19 protein-coding genes are annotated in these 16,321 nt (G+C 72.7%); 8 read left to right on the top strand and 11 right to left on the bottom strand.

From position 1 onward, the window contains the following. Positions 1–17 precede the first annotated feature (17 nt). From MTQ01_RS25270 to MTQ01_RS08315, 8 genes are all read right to left on the bottom strand, one after another. The gene (locus tag MTQ01_RS25270) at positions 18–317 is read right to left on the bottom strand and encodes a hypothetical protein (RefSeq protein WP_374207652.1); all 300 of its coding nucleotides are present in this window, start codon (positions 315–317) and stop codon (positions 18–20) included. Between the two features lie 272 nt (positions 318–589). Further along, positions 590–1,342, bottom strand: coding sequence for a GntR family transcriptional regulator (locus MTQ01_RS08345; RefSeq protein WP_247488182.1), 753 nt, complete (start codon positions 1,340–1,342; stop codon positions 590–592). A 264-nt stretch (positions 1,343–1,606) separates the two neighbouring features. Then, positions 1,607–3,178: a S8 family peptidase gene (locus tag MTQ01_RS08340; RefSeq protein WP_247488180.1), complete on the bottom strand. Its 1,572-nt coding sequence runs from the start codon at positions 3,176–3,178 to the stop codon at positions 1,607–1,609. A 263-nt stretch (positions 3,179–3,441) separates the two neighbouring features. Beyond that, positions 3,442–4,182 carry an alkaline shock response membrane anchor protein AmaP gene (locus MTQ01_RS08335; protein WP_247488178.1) on the bottom strand — a complete coding sequence of 247 codons (741 nt, stop codon included), beginning with the start codon at positions 4,180–4,182 and terminating at the stop codon, positions 3,442–3,444. 1 nt (position 4,183) lies between these two features. After that, positions 4,184–4,975, bottom strand: a complete 792-nt coding sequence (locus tag MTQ01_RS08330; protein WP_247488176.1) for a DUF6286 domain-containing protein — start codon at positions 4,973–4,975, stop codon at positions 4,184–4,186. Positions 4,976–4,980: 5 nt separating this feature from the next. Then, on the bottom strand, positions 4,981–5,523 hold the full coding sequence (locus tag MTQ01_RS08325; RefSeq protein ID WP_247488174.1) for an alkaline shock response membrane anchor protein AmaP: 543 nt from the start codon (positions 5,521–5,523) through the stop codon (positions 4,981–4,983). Further along, positions 5,520–5,705 (bottom strand): hypothetical protein, encoded by a 186-nt coding sequence (locus tag MTQ01_RS08320; RefSeq protein WP_247488172.1) that lies wholly within the window; start codon positions 5,703–5,705, stop codon positions 5,520–5,522. Before MTQ01_RS08320 ends, MTQ01_RS08325 begins: the two co-directional genes overlap by 4 nt. Positions 5,706–5,794: 89 nt before the next feature. After that, positions 5,795–6,307, bottom strand: coding sequence for an Asp23/Gls24 family envelope stress response protein (locus MTQ01_RS08315; RefSeq protein ID WP_247488170.1), 513 nt, complete (start codon positions 6,305–6,307; stop codon positions 5,795–5,797). Between the two features lie 385 nt (positions 6,308–6,692). On the opposite strand from MTQ01_RS08315, the gene MTQ01_RS08310 reads away from it, so the two are divergent. From MTQ01_RS08310 to MTQ01_RS08295, 4 genes are all read left to right on the top strand, one after another. Beyond that, positions 6,693–7,217 carry an RNA polymerase sigma factor gene (locus tag MTQ01_RS08310; protein WP_247489133.1) on the top strand — a complete coding sequence of 175 codons (525 nt, stop codon included), beginning with the start codon at positions 6,693–6,695 and terminating at the stop codon, positions 7,215–7,217. Beyond that, positions 7,214–8,269 (top strand): hypothetical protein, encoded by a 1,056-nt coding sequence (locus MTQ01_RS08305; protein ID WP_247488168.1) that lies wholly within the window; start codon positions 7,214–7,216, stop codon positions 8,267–8,269. The genes MTQ01_RS08310 and MTQ01_RS08305 overlap by 4 nt, the downstream gene beginning before the upstream one ends. Next, positions 8,266–8,634, top strand: a complete 369-nt coding sequence (locus tag MTQ01_RS08300; protein WP_247488166.1) for an Asp23/Gls24 family envelope stress response protein — start codon at positions 8,266–8,268, stop codon at positions 8,632–8,634. The genes MTQ01_RS08305 and MTQ01_RS08300 overlap by 4 nt, the downstream gene beginning before the upstream one ends. 198 nt (positions 8,635–8,832) lie before the next feature. Beyond that, positions 8,833–9,558 carry an MOSC domain-containing protein gene (locus MTQ01_RS08295; RefSeq protein ID WP_247488165.1) on the top strand — a complete coding sequence of 242 codons (726 nt, stop codon included), beginning with the start codon at positions 8,833–8,835 and terminating at the stop codon, positions 9,556–9,558. A 111-nt stretch (positions 9,559–9,669) separates the two neighbouring features. Here MTQ01_RS08295 and MTQ01_RS08290 read toward each other — a convergent pair whose 3' ends face one another. Then, the gene (locus tag MTQ01_RS08290; protein ID WP_247488163.1) at positions 9,670–10,086 is read right to left on the bottom strand and encodes an SRPBCC family protein; all 417 of its coding nucleotides are present in this window, start codon (positions 10,084–10,086) and stop codon (positions 9,670–9,672) included. Positions 10,087–10,250: 164 nt separating this feature from the next. Between MTQ01_RS08290 and MTQ01_RS08285 the strand changes: the two genes are divergently transcribed. Continuing rightward, the gene (locus MTQ01_RS08285) at positions 10,251–11,009 is read left to right on the top strand and encodes an rRNA methyltransferase (protein ID WP_247488161.1); all 759 of its coding nucleotides are present in this window, start codon (positions 10,251–10,253) and stop codon (positions 11,007–11,009) included. A gap of 193 nt (positions 11,010–11,202) precedes the next feature. On the opposite strand, the gene MTQ01_RS08280 is transcribed toward MTQ01_RS08285, so the two are convergent. Next, complete coding sequence (locus tag MTQ01_RS08280) at positions 11,203–12,030, bottom strand: TrmH family RNA methyltransferase (RefSeq protein ID WP_247488159.1); 828 nt, start codon at positions 12,028–12,030, stop codon at positions 11,203–11,205. 34 nt (positions 12,031–12,064) lie between these two features. Then, positions 12,065–13,117 carry a TetR/AcrR family transcriptional regulator C-terminal domain-containing protein gene (locus MTQ01_RS08275; protein ID WP_247488158.1) on the bottom strand — a complete coding sequence of 351 codons (1,053 nt, stop codon included), beginning with the start codon at positions 13,115–13,117 and terminating at the stop codon, positions 12,065–12,067. Positions 13,118–13,342: 225 nt separating this feature from the next. On the opposite strand from MTQ01_RS08275, the gene MTQ01_RS08270 reads away from it, so the two are divergent. The 3 genes from MTQ01_RS08270 to MTQ01_RS08260 all read left to right on the top strand — a co-directional run bounded on the left by MTQ01_RS08270 (position 13,343) and on the right by MTQ01_RS08260 (position 16,202). Further along, positions 13,343–14,572, top strand: coding sequence for an FAD-dependent monooxygenase (locus MTQ01_RS08270; RefSeq protein WP_247488156.1), 1,230 nt, complete (start codon positions 13,343–13,345; stop codon positions 14,570–14,572). Positions 14,573–14,650: 78 nt separating this feature from the next. Beyond that, positions 14,651–15,118: a VOC family protein gene (locus MTQ01_RS08265; protein WP_247488154.1), complete on the top strand. Its 468-nt coding sequence runs from the start codon at positions 14,651–14,653 to the stop codon at positions 15,116–15,118. Continuing rightward, complete coding sequence (locus tag MTQ01_RS08260; protein ID WP_247488152.1) at positions 15,105–16,202, top strand: hypothetical protein; 1,098 nt, start codon at positions 15,105–15,107, stop codon at positions 16,200–16,202. The genes MTQ01_RS08265 and MTQ01_RS08260 overlap by 14 nt, the downstream gene beginning before the upstream one ends. The last annotated feature ends 119 nt before the right edge of the window (positions 16,203–16,321 follow it).

Raw genomic sequence — 16,321 nt, 5'->3', positions numbered from 1 at the left:
CCCGATTGTGCACGCGGTCAGGCTCGGTCACCGCCTGGATAGTCCAAACGCTCGACCACATAGCGACGCACCCGGGTGGCGCCCACCGTACGAGCCTCGCCCCGCTCGCGACCAGCCTCCGTACCGGAGTCCGCAGCGACCGGCTCGACCTCCCCGGCGGACAGCGCCCGGCCCTGCTCGCCGCGCTCGCTCTGTGCGGTCAGCCGCTCGGCGAGAGCCTGGGCCTCCAGCAGCGTCGCGAACCGGCCGATCCGGTAGCGACCGCCCTCGTCCTGCCGGATCACCATCCACGGCAACGGGTCCACGCGCTCGTTCACCGGAAACCACCGCCCACAACCCGGCCGACCACGACCACCACTGCACTCGACGTCAGAATCCGCATATGCCAGAGCGTACGCGTGCGACTCACCGAACGCAGTCGACTTGGCACAAGGAGAGACCGTCGCCACTCACCCACGGGACCGGGTCAACCGGTCGGGGCGGGTGGGGAGTTGGCGCATCGCCGCGAGGGCCGGGGCCGGTGGGCGGAGTGTGGTGAGCGGGAGTTGTGGGGTACGGCGGCGCGCACTGCCGGCCGGGCTGTCCCGGATCAGCGCACCGGCAGGTGGTAGAGCACTCTGGTCCGGTCAGCGGGCAGCACCACATCGGCCGTCTCCACCGGGCGGCCCCCGACGTGGAACGTACGGGTGATCACCAGTACGTGGTGGCCGGGCACCCCGCCGAGCGCCGTCAACTCGTCCGCGCTGCCGGGGCGGGTGCTCAGCTCCTCGACCACGTTGTCCACGACCTGCCCGATCGCGGCCATCCGCTCCACCACGCCCTGACCGCCGAGCGGACCCTCCTCGGGCAGCAGCACGGGCGTACGGGCGGTGATCGCCAACGGCTCCCAGGACGTGGAGACCATCACCGGCTCGCCCTCGTCGCGGAAGAGGTACTCGGTGCGCATGACGCGGTCGCCTGCGGTCAGCAGCAGTCGCTCGGCGACCTTGGGCGGGGCGTCCTGCTGCGAGCTGCGCGCCTCCCAGGTGCCCTTGACCCGGTCGTCGGCCTGCTCCTGGCGGAAGGAACTGGCGAGCCCGGGAGCGCGGTAGCCGCTGCGGATCACCCGGCGCTGCACCGGCTGCTCGCGCACATAGGTGCCCGAGCCGGAACGGCCCTCCACCAGCCCCTCGGCCATCAGCACCTTGCGGGCTTCCAGCGCGACGGTGTCCGAGACTCCGTACTCGCTCCTGATGCGCGCCTGCGAGGGCAGACGCGCATGCGGCCCGAGGGTGCCGTCGATGATCTTCTGGCGCAGATCGCCGGCGACACGCAGATACGCGGGCTGGTCACCGAAGGACATGGTTCCTCCCTGAGGGCCGAGAGGTTGACAGTGGGCAACAGCTTGACAAGCGGCTGCCGTCGGTCGGCGGGAAAGGCCATGCGTTCACTCGATGTGATGAGTCGCCACTGGTCACGGCGGTGCGAGCGGCGGCAGCCCTCCCGGTCGGACCGGGAGGGCTGCCGCGATGCGCGGTGAGGTGCGGCGGGGTTCAGCCGACGTGTGCGCCGCACCTCAACGGCCGGTGTCGAGCGGGCCGTTCACCGCCGGCACGGATCGGCCGGTTCAGAACTCCAGCGCCCAGGAGTCGAGGTAGCCGGTGTCGAGGTAGGCGTTGTCGGTGATCCGCAGCTTCCACTGGCCGTTGGCGACGACCGTCGAGGCGTCCACCGTGTAGCTCTGCTTCAGGTCACGGGTGCTGCCGCCCTGCCCGTAGTCCTTCACGCGGTACGCGGTGCCGTTCGGCGCGACCAGGTCGATCCGCAGATCGCCGATCCAGCTGTGCTTGATGTCGACGTCCACGCTCAGCCCCGAGGGCGCGTTGCCCGCGACGCCCGTGACGTTCAGCGGGGACTCGACCGTGCGCAGATCGCGGATCTGGAGGTCGTCGGTGTTCTCGAAGCGGGTTCCGGGCTCACCGGGCTCGCTGCCGCCGCCCCCGCCGACCTGGAGGAGCTTGTTGGGCGAACCGCTGCCGGGGTTGCCGACCCTGCCGTCGACCGCCGCCGAGTCCAGCGCGGAGGCGACCGCCGCCGGGCTCGCGGAGCCGTCCTCGCCGAGCACGAGAGCGGCGGCTCCCGCGACGTGCGGAGCGGCCATCGAGGTTCCGGAGATGGTGTTGGTCGCGCTGTCACCGGTGTGCCAGGCCGAGGTGATCTCCGACCCCGGCGCGAAGATGTCCACGATCGCGCCGTAGTTGGAGAAGGTGGACCTGGCGTCGGTACGGGTGGTGGAGCCGACGGTCAGCGCCTCGCCGACCCTGGCCGGCGAGTAGTTCGACGCGTTCTGGTTGTCGTTGCCCGCGGCGACGGCGTAGGTGACGCCCGAGGCGATGGAGTTGCGCACGGCGTCGTCCAGGGCGGCGTTGGCGCCGCCGCCCAGGCTCATGTTGGCGACCGCGGGCTTCTGGGCGTTGCCGGTGACCCAGTCGACGCCGGCGACGACTCCGGCGATGGTGCCGGATCCGGAGTCGTTGAGCACCTTCACCGAGACCAGGTCCACCTTCTTGGCCACGCCGTGCGCGGCGCCGCCGACCGTGCCCGCGACATGGGTGCCGTGGCCGTTGCCGTCGTTGCCGGACCCGCCGAAGGCGTCGAAGCCGAAGTCGGCACGACCGCCGAAGTCTGAGTGGGAGTGGCGTATTCCGGTGTCGACGATGTAGGCGGTGACGCCCTCGCCCGCGGAGTCCGGATAGGTGTAGCTGTTGTCCAGCGGGAGGTCCGGCTGGTCGATGCGGTCCAGGCCCCAGGACGGCGGGTTGCTCTGGGTGGCGTCGATGGAGACCCGCTGGTCCTGCACGACCGACTCCACCGCCCGGTCGGCGGCGAGCTTCCTGGCCTGCTTCTCGGTGAGTTGGACCGCGTAGCCGTTGAGGGCGGCACGGTAGGTGAGCTTGATCTTCGCACCGTACTTCTCGGCCAGCTCGCGCCCCTTGGCCGATGCGGCCGCGGGACCGGACTCGTCGAGGGTGACGAGGTAGCTGTCCTTGATCGTCCCGGGCGCTCCCGCGCCGAGGATGGTGCCCTGCGGGCCGTCCGCCGCGACCGCGGGCAGTGCGCCGGCGCCGAGGGCGAGAGTGGCCGCCGCGGCCACCACCGCGACCGACAACCGACGTCTGGAAGAACGCAACACTGTCATCAGAGATTCCTTCTCGTGATGGTGCGCCAATGTGAGGGTCGCCAGACGCGAACATGACATTCGCATCGGCTGCACGAAAGGTTTACCGAGGTACAGGAATCCCACAAGAGATGTGCACGGACTTCATACAGCTGTCACGTGGATGTCACACCAATCAGCCCCAACTCCCTTGATGTCACGGCAAATTGGCAAAACAGGCCGGATAGGCCCGCGAGTTCGGGCGACACCCGGCTGCCGGTTGTCGTGCCTCAACTGCGGGCGCTTCACGGGCGGTTGGACAGCCCTCCGCGGGCCACGCTCTCGGCGACCCGGTTCGGCCGGTGGGCGACCACCCGCAGCCGCACCGTCGCGCGCAGGTCCGCGCAACCCGACGACGTACGGGCACGCACCACCACCTGCTCCTCCAACTCCCGCAGGACCACGGAGGGTTGGGCTCCGGGATCGAGAGTGACGCGCAGTCGCAGCCAGGGCCGGCCCGGACGGCCGTGCACGGTGACCCGGGCGCGGCGCACCCCCGACACCTCGCGGATGTCCGCGGACACGGCGGAGGCGAGCGCTGCGCCGCGCAGCCGCGCGTCCCCACCGGTCGCGCCGGGCACCGCGAGGACACGACGCACCCGCGGGCCGGCCAGCCGGTACAGCCACACCGAGGCGACCACGAGCACCAGCGCGGGCACGGCTGCCGCGAGCACCTGCCAGAGCGGTTCTCCGGTGGAGGGATCGGCGCGCTGTCGCAGCGTGTGCCACCAGCCGGAGCCGGGCAGCGCACCGCTGCCGGAGACCCCCGGCCACCAGCTCGGGAGACTGCCCGGCGGGCCGCCCGCCGAGTGGGCGGCGGTGAGCGCACACCAGGCCAGCGCGGTCAGCAGCAGCGCTCCCAGCACCAGCGTGAGCCGGTTGGTGAGGCGCAGAACGCGTTCGGGCCTGCGGGTCGGCGGGCGGCCCGCGGCGGACGCCGGCTCGCGGGCGTCGGAGCGCGGAACGGGAGCAGTTGCCGACGTCACGTCAGTTCCCCTCGGAGAGCAGGTCGTTGCCGTCCGGGCCGGCCCCGCGGCGTCGGCGCGCAGGAGCCGTCGGACGACCGGAAGGATCGGACGGCCCGGTGGCGGACGCGTCGGACGCGTCGGACGGCTCGGTGGCGTCGGACGGCCCGGACGCGTCGGACGGCCCGGTGGTGTCGGTGGACGATGCGGGCGACGGCGCTCGGGAGGCGGGCGACCGGTGCGGCGGGACCCAGTGGTCGGCGGGTGTCAGGACGACCTTCAGCCGGGGCCGGCGCACCAGGCCGAGCACCTCGACGGTGGCCGTGAGCGCCTCGTTCAACTGCCGTTCCACGCGCTCGAGTTCACCGAAGGCAGCGGTGGCCCGCACCCGGTGGCCCCGGCGTCGCACCCGTACGGTCGCGGTGCGCACTCCCGGTACGGCGAGCGCGGAGTCGCGCAGCAGCAGCGCCGTGCCGCGCCGGTCCAGCTCCGCGTACACACCCGACCGGCCCGTCTCCATCACCCACCAGCGACGGGTCGGGGTGACGCTCAGCACCAGCAGCCAGACCGCCGCCAGAGCCGCGCAGACCGCGCCCGCCACCAGCAGTGCCGCGGTGTCGCCGAGCACCGGCACCCGGTCGGTGACCGACTGCCACAACTCCCGCCCGCGGTCGGCGAGTCGGTCGCCGACGCCGTGCCCTCCGGTGTCCAGCACCGCGAGCACGACGAACGACAGCGCCGCGGCGGCGGCGAGCAGCAGGCCGAAGGAGAGCAGGGCGACCGGACGCCGCCGGGTGGTCCAGGCACGTCCCACCGGGCTCACCGCTCCCCCGCCGACGTCGCGTCCCGGGGTGAACCCGCTTTGCCCGCCGCCGAGTCGACGCGGGCCTCGGCGGGACCGCCGCCGCCCGGTGCCCCGCGCAGCCCGGACTCGTCACCGCCCGTCGGCGCGGCTGCGCTCCCCTCGACGCGGTCCGGGAGCAGGCCGGGCGAAGAGCCCGGCCCGGGCCGGTCCCCCTCCCGCTCCAGCCGGTCGACCAGCACACTCACCCGACGGACCGGGGTCCCGGTCAGCTCCGCGCAGCGCTCCGCCACCGTCTCCCGCACGCCGGCGCAGAGCGCGGGGATGTCCGAGGGGTACGGCAGCGCGATCGCCAGCCGTACGTGCGCGGTGCCGCGCCGCAGCCGTACGACCGCACGGGGGCGGGCGGCGACCGGGGCGACGACGCGCTGCTCGATGGCGTCCGCCGCCGCCTGGACCGCAATCCGGTTCCGGGTGCGGTCGCTGATCACCAGCGCACCGCGTTCCCCGGCCGGCGGGAGCGCGAACGCCTGCCGTGCCGAGTCCCGGCCGGAACTCACTGATCCCTCCGGCCGGGTCCGCGCAGCACATCGAGGGGCGAGGCGCCGTCGTCCAACGCCCGGCCGACGAGCCAGCCGAGCGCACCCAGCGCGCCGACCAGCAGAAAGGCAACGAAGCCGCCGAACCAGCCGGCGAAACCCAGCGCCATTCCCGTCATCAGCCCTGTGGAGGCCTTGTTCACGCGTCTCTCCTCGGTCCCGTCGCCCGGTCGGCCCGCTCGGCCCCGCCGGACTGGTCTGCCTGCTCCGACTGCTCAGTCACCGCGGCTGCTCACTCGACGCGGGACTCGACGGTGTCGTCCTCGTCGTCGGGCAGGTGGACGTCGCCGACGCTGATGTTGACCTCGACGACCTCCAGGCCGGTCATCCGCTCGACGGCGACGATGACGTTCTCCCGCACGTCGTGGGCGACGTCGGGGATCGGTACGCCGTACTCGACGACGATCTCCAGGTCCAGCGCGGTCTGGCGCTCACCGACCTCGACCTTCACACCGCGCGCCACGTTCGGACGGCCGCCGGGAACGCGGTCGCGCACGGCGCCGAGCGTACGGGCGAAGCCGCCGCCGAGCGCGTACACCCCGGGCACCTCGCGGGCGGCCATGCCCGCGATCTTCTCCACGACGCCGTCGGCGATCGTGGTCTTGCCGCGCTCGCCGACCTGGCCGTCGGGGTTGCCGGCGCTCAGCGTGGTGTGCTTCTGCAGCGAACGGCTCTCGTTGCGGACAGCGGGCTGCGCCTTCTCGCTCGCGGTCTCGGAAACGGTGGTCGAAGTGTTGGCGGCCATGGGCTCTCTCCTCGTCGTGGTCCATGCGGGTGTTGCGTGCTGTCAGATCGTTGGACCCGGCCCAACACCGTTCCTCACGCGGCGAGTCGAAGTTTTTTCAGGAGTTCTCGCCGGGCGCCCGCGAGGGCGTTTTCGGCGGCGTCTCGCGCGGCCGTCCGCCGGATCGGGTTCGGGCGCGTGACGATGTGTTCTGTGCCGTGTCCAAAAGGACGTGGGCGAGGAGAGGTACCGACGGACGAGGAGCCCCCGTGCACCAGAGGGAGCTGAGAGCTCGGTGACACCGAGTGAGAACCCGTGGGCAGCAGCCACGGAGGAGGACGCCGGGGTCGAGGGCTCCGGCGGGGAGACGACGCCGGGCAGGCTCGACAGCGCCCGCAGCGACACGCTGCTGGCCGTGCGCGCCGGCGAGGGCGACGAGAAGGCGTTCGAAACGCTGGTGAGGCGTCACACGCCGGTGCTGCTCACGCTCGGGATGCGCATGCTCGGCAACCGGGCCGACGCCGAGGACGCCGTGCAGGACGCGTTCGTCAGCGCATGGCGGCGGCTTCCGGACTTCCGCGGTGACGCGTCGTTCCTCACCTGGATGTACCGGATCATGACCAACCGCTGTCTGAACGTGCTGCGTTCCAGACGCCCCACCGAGCCCATCGAGCCGGGCGAGGAACCGAGCGCACCCGAGCACCAGTCCTCGCCCGTCAAGGCGGCCGAGGGCGCGGCGGCGGTGCAGGACCTCTCCGGCGCACTGGCGACACTCAGCCCGGGGCAGCGCGCCTGCTGGGTCCTGCGCGAGCTGCACGGGCTGAGCTACCGCGAGATCAGCGAGGTGTTGGACATCAGTGAACAGGCCGTCCGAGGACGGATCTTCCGCGTACGGCGTTTTCTGACGGAGGCGATGAGCGCATGGCGATGAGCGCGACCCCCGACCCGCACGAGAGCGAACCGCCTCCGGTCGGCACCGCCGGCGCGACGAACGCGGACGACACCTCCGAGGGCAACGACTTCCCGTCCCGCAACGGCAGCACCGGTACCGGCAGCACAAGCGGCACCGGTACGGCCCCGCACGAGGCGACGACGCACGGTCGCGGCGCGAGCCCGCACGGCAGCTCGACGGCCGACCGGGCGAGCACCGCCTCCACGCAGCCCGCCGGAGGGCCACCCGCCCCGGACACATCCCGTGCACACCCGGAGGACAGAACCGGCAGCGCGGACCCGCGCCACCGGGACGACCCCTCCGAGAACGAGCCGCGCGAGGAAGACCCGTCCGAGCAAGACCCGTCCGAGGACGAGGACGAGGACGGGCCGGACGACGGGGCGGACCAACTCCCCTGCGGACGCCACCTGGACGCGCTGTGGGAGACGTGGGCCGACGACCCGGCCGCCCTCGACGACGATCCACACGTCGCCGACTGCCCGCACTGCTCGGCCGCGCTCGCCGAACTCCGGCTGCTCGACGGCTTCGTGCGCGAGGAGATCGAACGCGACGAGCAGGAGGCCGCGCAGACCTCGAGCGCCCACGCGGGCACCATCGCCGACCGGGTGATGGACATCGTGCGCACCGAACTGCGACCCGGCGCCTCGGTGCCTCTCGGCGCGCCCGACGAGGACCAGTGGATCACCGAGACCGCCGCCGCCCGTACCTTCCGCGAGGCCGCCGAGCGCGAACCGGGCGTGGAGGCGGGCAGTTGCCGCATCGCGCCGGCCGCGGGCGGCGACCGCCGCTTCGTACGGCCCGGCGCCCGGTTGCCCAGGGGCCCGGTCCGGGTGCGCATCGGCATCATCGCACCGCTGCGGACCGCCGTGCCGGTGCCGGCCATCGCCGACTCCGTGCGGACACGGGTGGCCACCGCGGCCGACCGCGAACTGGGCATGGAGGTCGCGGCGGTGGACGTGGTCGTCGTCGACCTCGCGGTGGAGCCGGACGCACCGGACATGTACGCGGACTCGGAGGAAGGCAGCCAGTGACGAACCCGAACCAGCGAAACCGTGAACTGCGCCAGGCTCTCGCCGAGGCGGCGGCCGACGCGGCCGGGGAGGTGGCCGGCGTCGCCCGACTGCGCCCCGACCTCGCCGCGACCCTGCGCGGCGCGGGAGGCTTCCGCGAGCTCGCGCGCACCCAGCGCGCCCTGCCCGCCGTACGGCTGACCGCGGTCTCCGGCGGGCGCGACCGCTGGGAGGCGGGCATCGAGCTGCGGATCGCGCTGCACCGCGGCCACCGGGCGGTGGACGTCTGCCGCGCGGTGCGCACGGCGGTGAGCGAGGCGGCGGGAAAGGTGCTGCCGGACGGCTCTCGCAGCACTGTGACGGTGATCGTCACCGGCATCGTGTGAACCGTCTCCGCCCTGGCGCCGCACTTCCTCGCAAGGGCGCCGGGCTTCCTCGCGAGGGCGCCGGGCGGCGCACGGGGCGGGGCGCGTTCACTCCCGGGTGACCCGAACCGGCCCTCCGGTGTCGCGGACGTCCGATACTGCGGGCGTCCGCTGTGCTGTACGGGTGTGCAGGGCGCCCCGCCGTCGGAAGGTGAGCAGATGAACGAGTCCCGCCAGTCCCCCGAACCCGCACCGCTGGGAGTCCTCTCGCAGCTGTGGCGCTACCCGGTGAAGTCGATGGCCGCCGAGGCGGTGGAGCGTTCCGAGGTGTCCTGGCACGGCGTCGCGGGCGACCGCCGCTGGGCGTTTCTGCGCAGGGACAGCGAGACCAACGGCTTCCCGTACCTGACCATCCGCGACGAACCCCGGATGTGCCTCTACCGCGCCGAGTTGACCGAGCCCGCCCGTCCCGACGCCTCCTCGGTGCAGGTCAGCACGCCGGAGGGCACGCGGTACGCCGTCGACGACCCCGAGCTGGCCCACCGCCTCGGCGACGGCGTGCGGCTCACCCGGCTGCGGCGCGGGATGCACGACGCGATGCCGCTCTCCCTCATCTCCACCGCCACTGTCGCCGAACTCTGCCGCCGAGCGGGCGTCCCGTACGAGCCGCAGCGCTTCCGTCCCAATCTGCTGGTGGAGACCACCGAGGACCGCCCGTTCACGGAGGACGAGTGGGTCGGCCGCACGCTCGCGCTCGGCAGCACCGTGCTCCGGGTGGATCTGCACGATCCGCGCTGCGTCATGATCAACACCGATCCGCGGACCAGCGAGACCACCCCGGCGGTGCTGCGTGCCCTGGCCGACCGCAAGGCGCGGGCCGGCGTGTACGCCTCGGTGGTCACCCCCGGCTCGGTGGCCACCGGCGACAAGCTCGTCCTCAACTGACCCCGGGCGCCCGCCCGTTGGGCGCGGGCGGGCGCCTCGGGACGCGGCGTCGCTCGGGGCCCGGCGTCCCTCTTGGCGCGACGCCGTCGGGGCGCCGGCCGGCCCGCGGTCTCAGGCCTCGGCTGCGGCCTTCAGCCCGGCGGCCTCCAGCCGTACGAGCCGTACCGCCCGGGAGCGGATCAACGGGCCCAGCACCGCGTTCAGCGGTCCGCTCTGCTCCAGCACCAGGGTCAGCCGGGTGCCGCCCGCTTCGGTGGCCGTGAGCCGGTGGGAGGCGACCGACCGGGCTCCGGGGCCGCGGCTCTCCCAGGTGAACGACTTCCCCGGAAGCCACTCGGTGATCGTCCAGCGCGTCCGCGGCAGACCGGGCTGGCGCAGCGTGTAGACGCAACCCGGACCGGGCGGCCCCTCCTGGTGCGCCCGCACCTCGTTCACCGACTCCAGCACGGACGGCCATCGCGTCACGTCGGCCACCACCTCCCACACCCGGTCCCGGCCCGCAGCGATCTCGATCTCCTCGGTCACCATGACCGGATCGTAGGTGTCCGCGGCCCCGCGCGGCAGTGCCCGGGAGCGCGCGACCGCACGGTGGAGGAGGGAGCCCCGCGGAGCAGGTCCTAGACTCTGTGCGGGGCCGAACGACCGCTTCGGACCGCTGGGAGTGGACCGGTTTGGGTGCGTACCGCCACGCAGTGGAGCGTGCCGACAGCTCCGACCTCGCCTGCGGCGTCGTGCTCCACTCGGCGCCGGGATACCCGGCCTTCCCCGTACGGCTGGCGACCGAGATCTTTCTGCGCGCCCGCGCCCGGCTCCCGCAGCAGCGCCCGCTGACGCTGTGGGACCCGTGCTGCGGCAGCGGCTATCTGCTGACGGTCCTGGGGCTGCTGCACCGGGACGCGCTGCGGCAGCTGGTCGCCACCGACGCGGACCCCGACCCGTTGGAGCTGGCGGCGAAGAACCTCGCCCTGCTGACGCCCGAGGGGCTGAGCGCACGCGAGGACGAACGGCGCGAGCAGAGCGTGCGCTTCGACAAGCCCGCTTATCTGGAGGCCGCCGATGCCGCGGGCCGGCTGCGCGAAAGGCTGGACCGCGGCGGCGCACTTCCGTACGCGCTGCGCACCGCCGACGTCTTCGCCCCGGCCTCGCTGGCCGCGGCGCTCGCCGTGCCGGACGGCGCCGAAGGCGGGTCGGCGCTCGTCCCCGACCTGGTGGTGACCGACCTGCCGTACGGCGAGCGGACGCGCTGGGAGGGCGAAGTGCCGGACGGTGCGCCGGTGTTGGCGATGCTGCGTTCGCTCGCCTCGGTGCTGCCGGAGCACGCGGTGATCGCGGTCACGGACCGGAGCCGCAGGATCCCGGTCGCGCCGGTGCCCGCGCTGGAGCGGCTGAAGATCGGCACCCGCTCCGCCGTGCTGGTCCGCGCCGGCGACGTCCAGGACGCCCACCGCTGAAGCGCCCGCCTCTCGGGCACCCACCGTCCGGACGCGCGCCTGCGGACGTGCGCCTCCGGGCGTCCGCCGCTGCCCGAGCGCCCCACAACTGCCGTTCCCGCGCCGACTGTTGACGTCGCATCAGCGCGTACGCCTCCACGCCCGCCTGCCCGCACGGGCCTGCCGGACGAGCGGCCCGGCTCGGGCCGTCGGGTCAGCGCCCGGCGGTTCTCCGCTGCCGCACGGCCTCGCAGAGGATCGCGGTCGCGGCGTTCGCGGCGTTCAGGGAGCTGGCCGCGCCCGCCATCGGGATGCTGACGGTGCGGTCGCACAGCTCGCGCCAGGTGCTGCTGAGCCCCGCGGTCTCGTTGCCGACGAGGAGCAGCACCGGCTGGGTGAGGTCGAAGTCGAAGACCTCGCAGTCGCCGACCTCGTCCGTTCCCACCAGCACGATCGGGACGCCGTCGGCCCGCCGGGCCTCCACCCACTCCATCACCTCGGCCGGCGAGGGGACCCGCACCGCGGGCAGCGAGAAGAGCGAACCGGTGCTGGAACGCACAGACTTGGGGTCGTACACATCGGCCGCGTGACCGGTCACGATCAGACCGTGGGCGCCCAGCGCGTCCGCCGAACGCAGCATGCTCCCGATGTTGCCCGGGCTCGTCGGCCGGTCGAAGAGCACGCCCAGGAAGTCCTCCGGCGCTTCGATCCGCCCGAGGTCGTCCGCGGGCATCGCGACCACCGCGACGATCTCGGGCGCCGACTCGTTCTTCTCGCCCAGCTCCCTCAGCAGCTCGGGCGCCATCGCGATCTGCTCCGAGCGCACCGTGCGCAGCAGCTCCCGGGCCCACTTCGACAACTCCCGCTCACCGTCGTAGAGCAGAGCACGCACGTCCCACCCGCGTTCGACCGCGATCGAGATCGGACGGACACCCAGCGCCAGGAACTCACCGGCACGGGTGCGCTTCTTGCGGTTGCCGAGCAGCGCCTGCCACTGCTGGAACCGCGCGTTGCGCGAACTGATCCTCTGCACCCCGGCCACTTGCTCTCCCCGCACTCGCCGACTCACCGAAACCCTAGCCGCCCGCCGGCGGGCCGCCGCCGCTGCCGGCCCCGGGCCCCCGGCCGATGCCCAGGGCGGGCCACGCGCGCGGCCGGACGGTCTCGGCCGCGCTCCGCTCGTGGGCGTCGATCAGGGCGGCGAACCCGTCGAGATGACGAGCCAGGCCGTACTCGAACAGGACGTCGAGATCGGGCGCGGTGTCCTCCGAGAAGGTGGCGAGCAGCGGAAACCTCCCGGTCGCCAACAGCTCCCTGCGGCGTGAACGCTGGCTCTCCGACCAGCGGTTGAGCGTCAACCCGGTGCTCCGCTCGGCCTGCACCTCGTCGGCCTTGGACAGCCCGATGGTGACGACGAGCGCGTGCAGGGTCAGCGTCTCCTGCAGCCGTACGTCCATGGGCAGATCGAGCCCGTCCAGCGCGCGGAGGGTCCATTCGGTGTGGGCCATCATGTTCGGGGCCAGCACGGGACGTGTGAACGAGACCACCTGCGCCAGCCACAGATGCCTACGGCAGAGCCGCCACTGCTCGCGAGCGGCGAGTTCGAGCTTGGCACGCCAGCCGGGCGGTCCGCCCTCGGGCAGCACCAGATCGCCGAAGACCAGGTCCGCCATCTGTATCAGCAGCTCGTCCTTGCCGGTGAAGTACCGGTAGAGGGACATCGGCCCGAGGTCGAGGCGGGAGGCGAGCCGGCGCATCGTCAGCGCCTGGAGGCCGTCGGCGTCGGCCACTTCGACGGCGGCCCGCAGCATCCGCACCCGCAGCGCATCCTGGTCGGGCGCCTCCGCGGGCCGCCCCGCCGAGGCGGAACGCTGCGCCGCGGGCGTACGCGGACGCCCCGACTGCGGGCTCACCACCGTGCCGGACCCGACGTGCGCCTCGACGAGCCCCTCCTCGCGCAGCGCGGCCGTCACCTTGGTCGCCGTCGCGATCGCCACCCCCCACCGCTGCGCGATGGCGCGGATCGACGGCACCCGGTCGCCGGGCCGCAGCTCCCCGCTGACGATTCGGGAGCGGATCTCCCCGAGGATCACGCGGTACGGCGGCTCGGTGTTCTGCGCTGACGGCAAGGCGTCCTCCGCTTTCGGGTCGGTTCAGCTCCCGGGCGGCCCGGGCGGCGCGGCGCCCGGCGGCACCCGTCCGACTGTCGCCCTGACCCTAGTGCACTAGTTCACTGATGTCGAAGCACTAGTACACCCAGGCGCTTCAACCGTACTTCTGGGCCACTCAGAGGCAATACGTTGTACGCATGCCGCAGCACGGAACGGCGTATCGATGAACAGAAGGACAGGCAAATGGAGAATCGGGACATCCTCATATCGGGGGGCGGTATCGCCGGCGCGACCCTGGCTCACTGGCTGCGCAGGTACGGATTCCGCCCGACCGTGGTGGAACGCGCCGCGGCCCCCCGCAGCGGCGGCTACGCGGTCGACATCCGGGGCACCGCTCGCGAGGTCGTCGAACGGATGAACCTCGTCCAGGAGGTGCGCCGCGCTCGTATCCCCGGCCGGGGCATGGCGTTCATCAACGAGGCCGGCAAGTCGGTCGCGAACATGAGCGCCGAGACGTTCGGGCCCTCCGGCGGGCCGGTCGCCGAATGGGCGCTCCTGCGCACCGACCTCGCCCGGATCCTCCACGAGTCCGTCCCCGACGACGTCGAGCACATCTACGACGACACCGTCACCGAGGTGCGGCAGCACCGGGACGGGGTCGTGGTCGAGTTCGAACGGGGCGAGTCCAGGCGGTTCGACCTGCTGGTCGGCGCCGACGGCGTGCACTCGACCGTACGCCGCCTGGCCTTCGGCCCCGAGGAGCGCTACGTGCGCGACCTGGGCTCCTACATCGCGCTCCACTCCGTCGTCACAGACGCACCGCTCGACGGCTGGCAGCTGATGTACACCGTCCCCGGAGGCGCCGGACGCTCCGGCCGGACCGCCGCCCTGCGCCCGCTGGTGCAGCCCGGCAGAGCGGTGGCCGGCTACTTCTTCCGCGCTCCCGGCCTGCTCTACGACCGGCGCGACATCACCACCCAGAAGAACATCCTCGCCCGCCACTTCGCAGACGTGGGCTGGGAGGTGCCGGACATGCTGGCGCAGCTCCACGACGCGGACGACTTCTACTTCGACCGGGTCGAGCAGGTGCGCGCGAAGAGCTGGTCGAACGAACGGGCCGTACTGGTCGGCGACTCCGGGTTCTGCGCCTCCCCGATGTCCGGCATCGGCACCAGCCTCGCCCTGGTCGGGGCGTATCTGCTGGCCGGGGAACTCTTCCGGGCCGGCGGCAACCACCGCGCGGCCTACCCCGCCTACGAGCAGGGGATGCGCCAATTCGCCGACCGCGCCCAGGAGTTCGCCCGCACCTCGGGCGACGGCGGCCTGCTGCCCGACACCCCCAAGCAGATGTGGCTGCGCAACCAGTCGGTGCGCGTACTGCCGTTTCTGCCCAGACGCCTCGTCGGCCGGGGCCTGGAGAAAGTGGCCGACACCGTCGTGCTCGACGACTACACCGACGCGACACCCCGCTGAAACACCCACGGACACACCCACCGAAACACAGCAGCTGAACCACAGCCGCTGCACCACCTCGACAGTCAGGACAGCGCCTTGAACATCTCCACCTTCCTGTGGCTCGACGGCCGGGCCGAGACCCTCGCGCAGTACTACACCGGGCTCTTCACCGACGCCGGCATCTCCGACTCCGGCATCCGCGACATCCAGCGCGACGCCCAAGGAGGCGTCACCACGGTCGACTTCACCCTGGGCGGGCAGCAGTACACCGCCTACAACGGCGGTTCGCAGTTTCCCTTCACCCCCGCGTTCTCCCTCTACGTCGAATGCGACGACCAGCAGCAGCTCGACCTTCTCTGGGCCGGCCTGACCGACGGCGGCGAGGAGGGCCCCGGCGGTTCGCTGCTCGACCGCTACGGCGTGACCTGGCAGTTGATGCCCGTCAAGCTGCGGGAGCTGCTGAGCGGCGCCGAACCGGACGCCACGGACCGCGTCCTGAACGCACTGCACGCCATGACGAAGATCGACATCCAGGGTCTGGTCGACGCACATGACAAGCGCTGACCTCTCGCCGGGCACCCACGGCATGCGCACCCCGCCCGCGACTCCCCCACCCGCAACGGCCCGGCACGGCCGTCCCGCAGCGGTCCACCGCACCCGCGGTCGACGCGCCGCAGCGACCCTCGCACTGCTGACGACCCTCTGCACGGCACTGACGTTCACCGCCGTCGCCGTACCGGCCGTCTGGCTCCTGCTGCCCCTGCTCCTGATGGCGTACGGGGCCGGCACGCTGCTCGTCCGCGAGGCGGCGGTACGTGTCGGCGCCGGCTGGCCCAGCCTCGTACTGCTCGCCGTGGCCTACCAGTTGGCGGTGGACGGACTCGGGCTCCAGGCGCTCACCAGCCCGGAGCTGTACGACGCCGCCGACTGGGGGCTGCGCTCCCTCGGCGTCAACTGGACCTACTGGGAAGCCCAGATCGGCGTCCATGTCGTGCTCAGTGTCCTGCTGCCCGTCATGATCGCCGACCTGCTCTTCCCCGACCTGCGGAATCGGCCGTATCTGCGCGGCGGGGGCGTCGTCACCGCCGGCGCCCTGACGGTCCTCGGCGTCATCGGCCTGCGGGTCTTCGTATCGGCCGCCGAGGACCCCGGTTACCTCACCCCGTGGGGCTGGACCGTCGCCTACGTCCTCGCCGTCGCAGGGCTCACGTGGGTCGCCCTCCGGGTGCTGCCGCGGCGCCGGCGACGCGAGGTGGTGCGGCAGGACCGGCGGGCTCCGCACCCGATGGTGGTCGGCTTCGTCTCGCTCTATCTGACGATGGCGTTCCTGACCACGCTGCTGCCCCTCGGACTCGGCGACGAACTGATGCTCGTCGACGCGATGTCGCAGGAGTTCATGCTGATCGCGGGGGCCATGACGGCGATCCCGTTCGGCTGGGTCGCACACCGCTGGCGGCTGTCGGGCAACTGGACCGACACCCACCGGCTGTGGCTCGTCGGCGGCATCCTCGTCTCCCACACGGCGTTCATGATGCCCGGCTCACTGCTCAGCGCGGCGATCGGACTGATCACCATCTGTCTGGAACTGCTCGCTCTCAGAGCACTCGCCCGCCACCTTCGGAAGCGCACCGCAGCACCCGTCCACTGACCCCGGCGCCATCGGCGGCCCGCCACCCCACCCGGGGCGGCGGGCCGCCGTGCTGCCGTGCTGCGGTGGCCGTGGGCGGGGACGGGCCGGGGCTGCTGCGGACTGCGCAGGCCGGCACG

The organism is Streptomyces sp. XM4193, from assembly GCF_023072595.1.
Lineage (GTDB): Bacteria > Actinomycetota > Actinomycetes > Streptomycetales > Streptomycetaceae > Streptomyces.
Note: the sequence above shows the minus strand (reverse complement) of the source record. Positions and strands in the feature narration are given on the sequence as shown.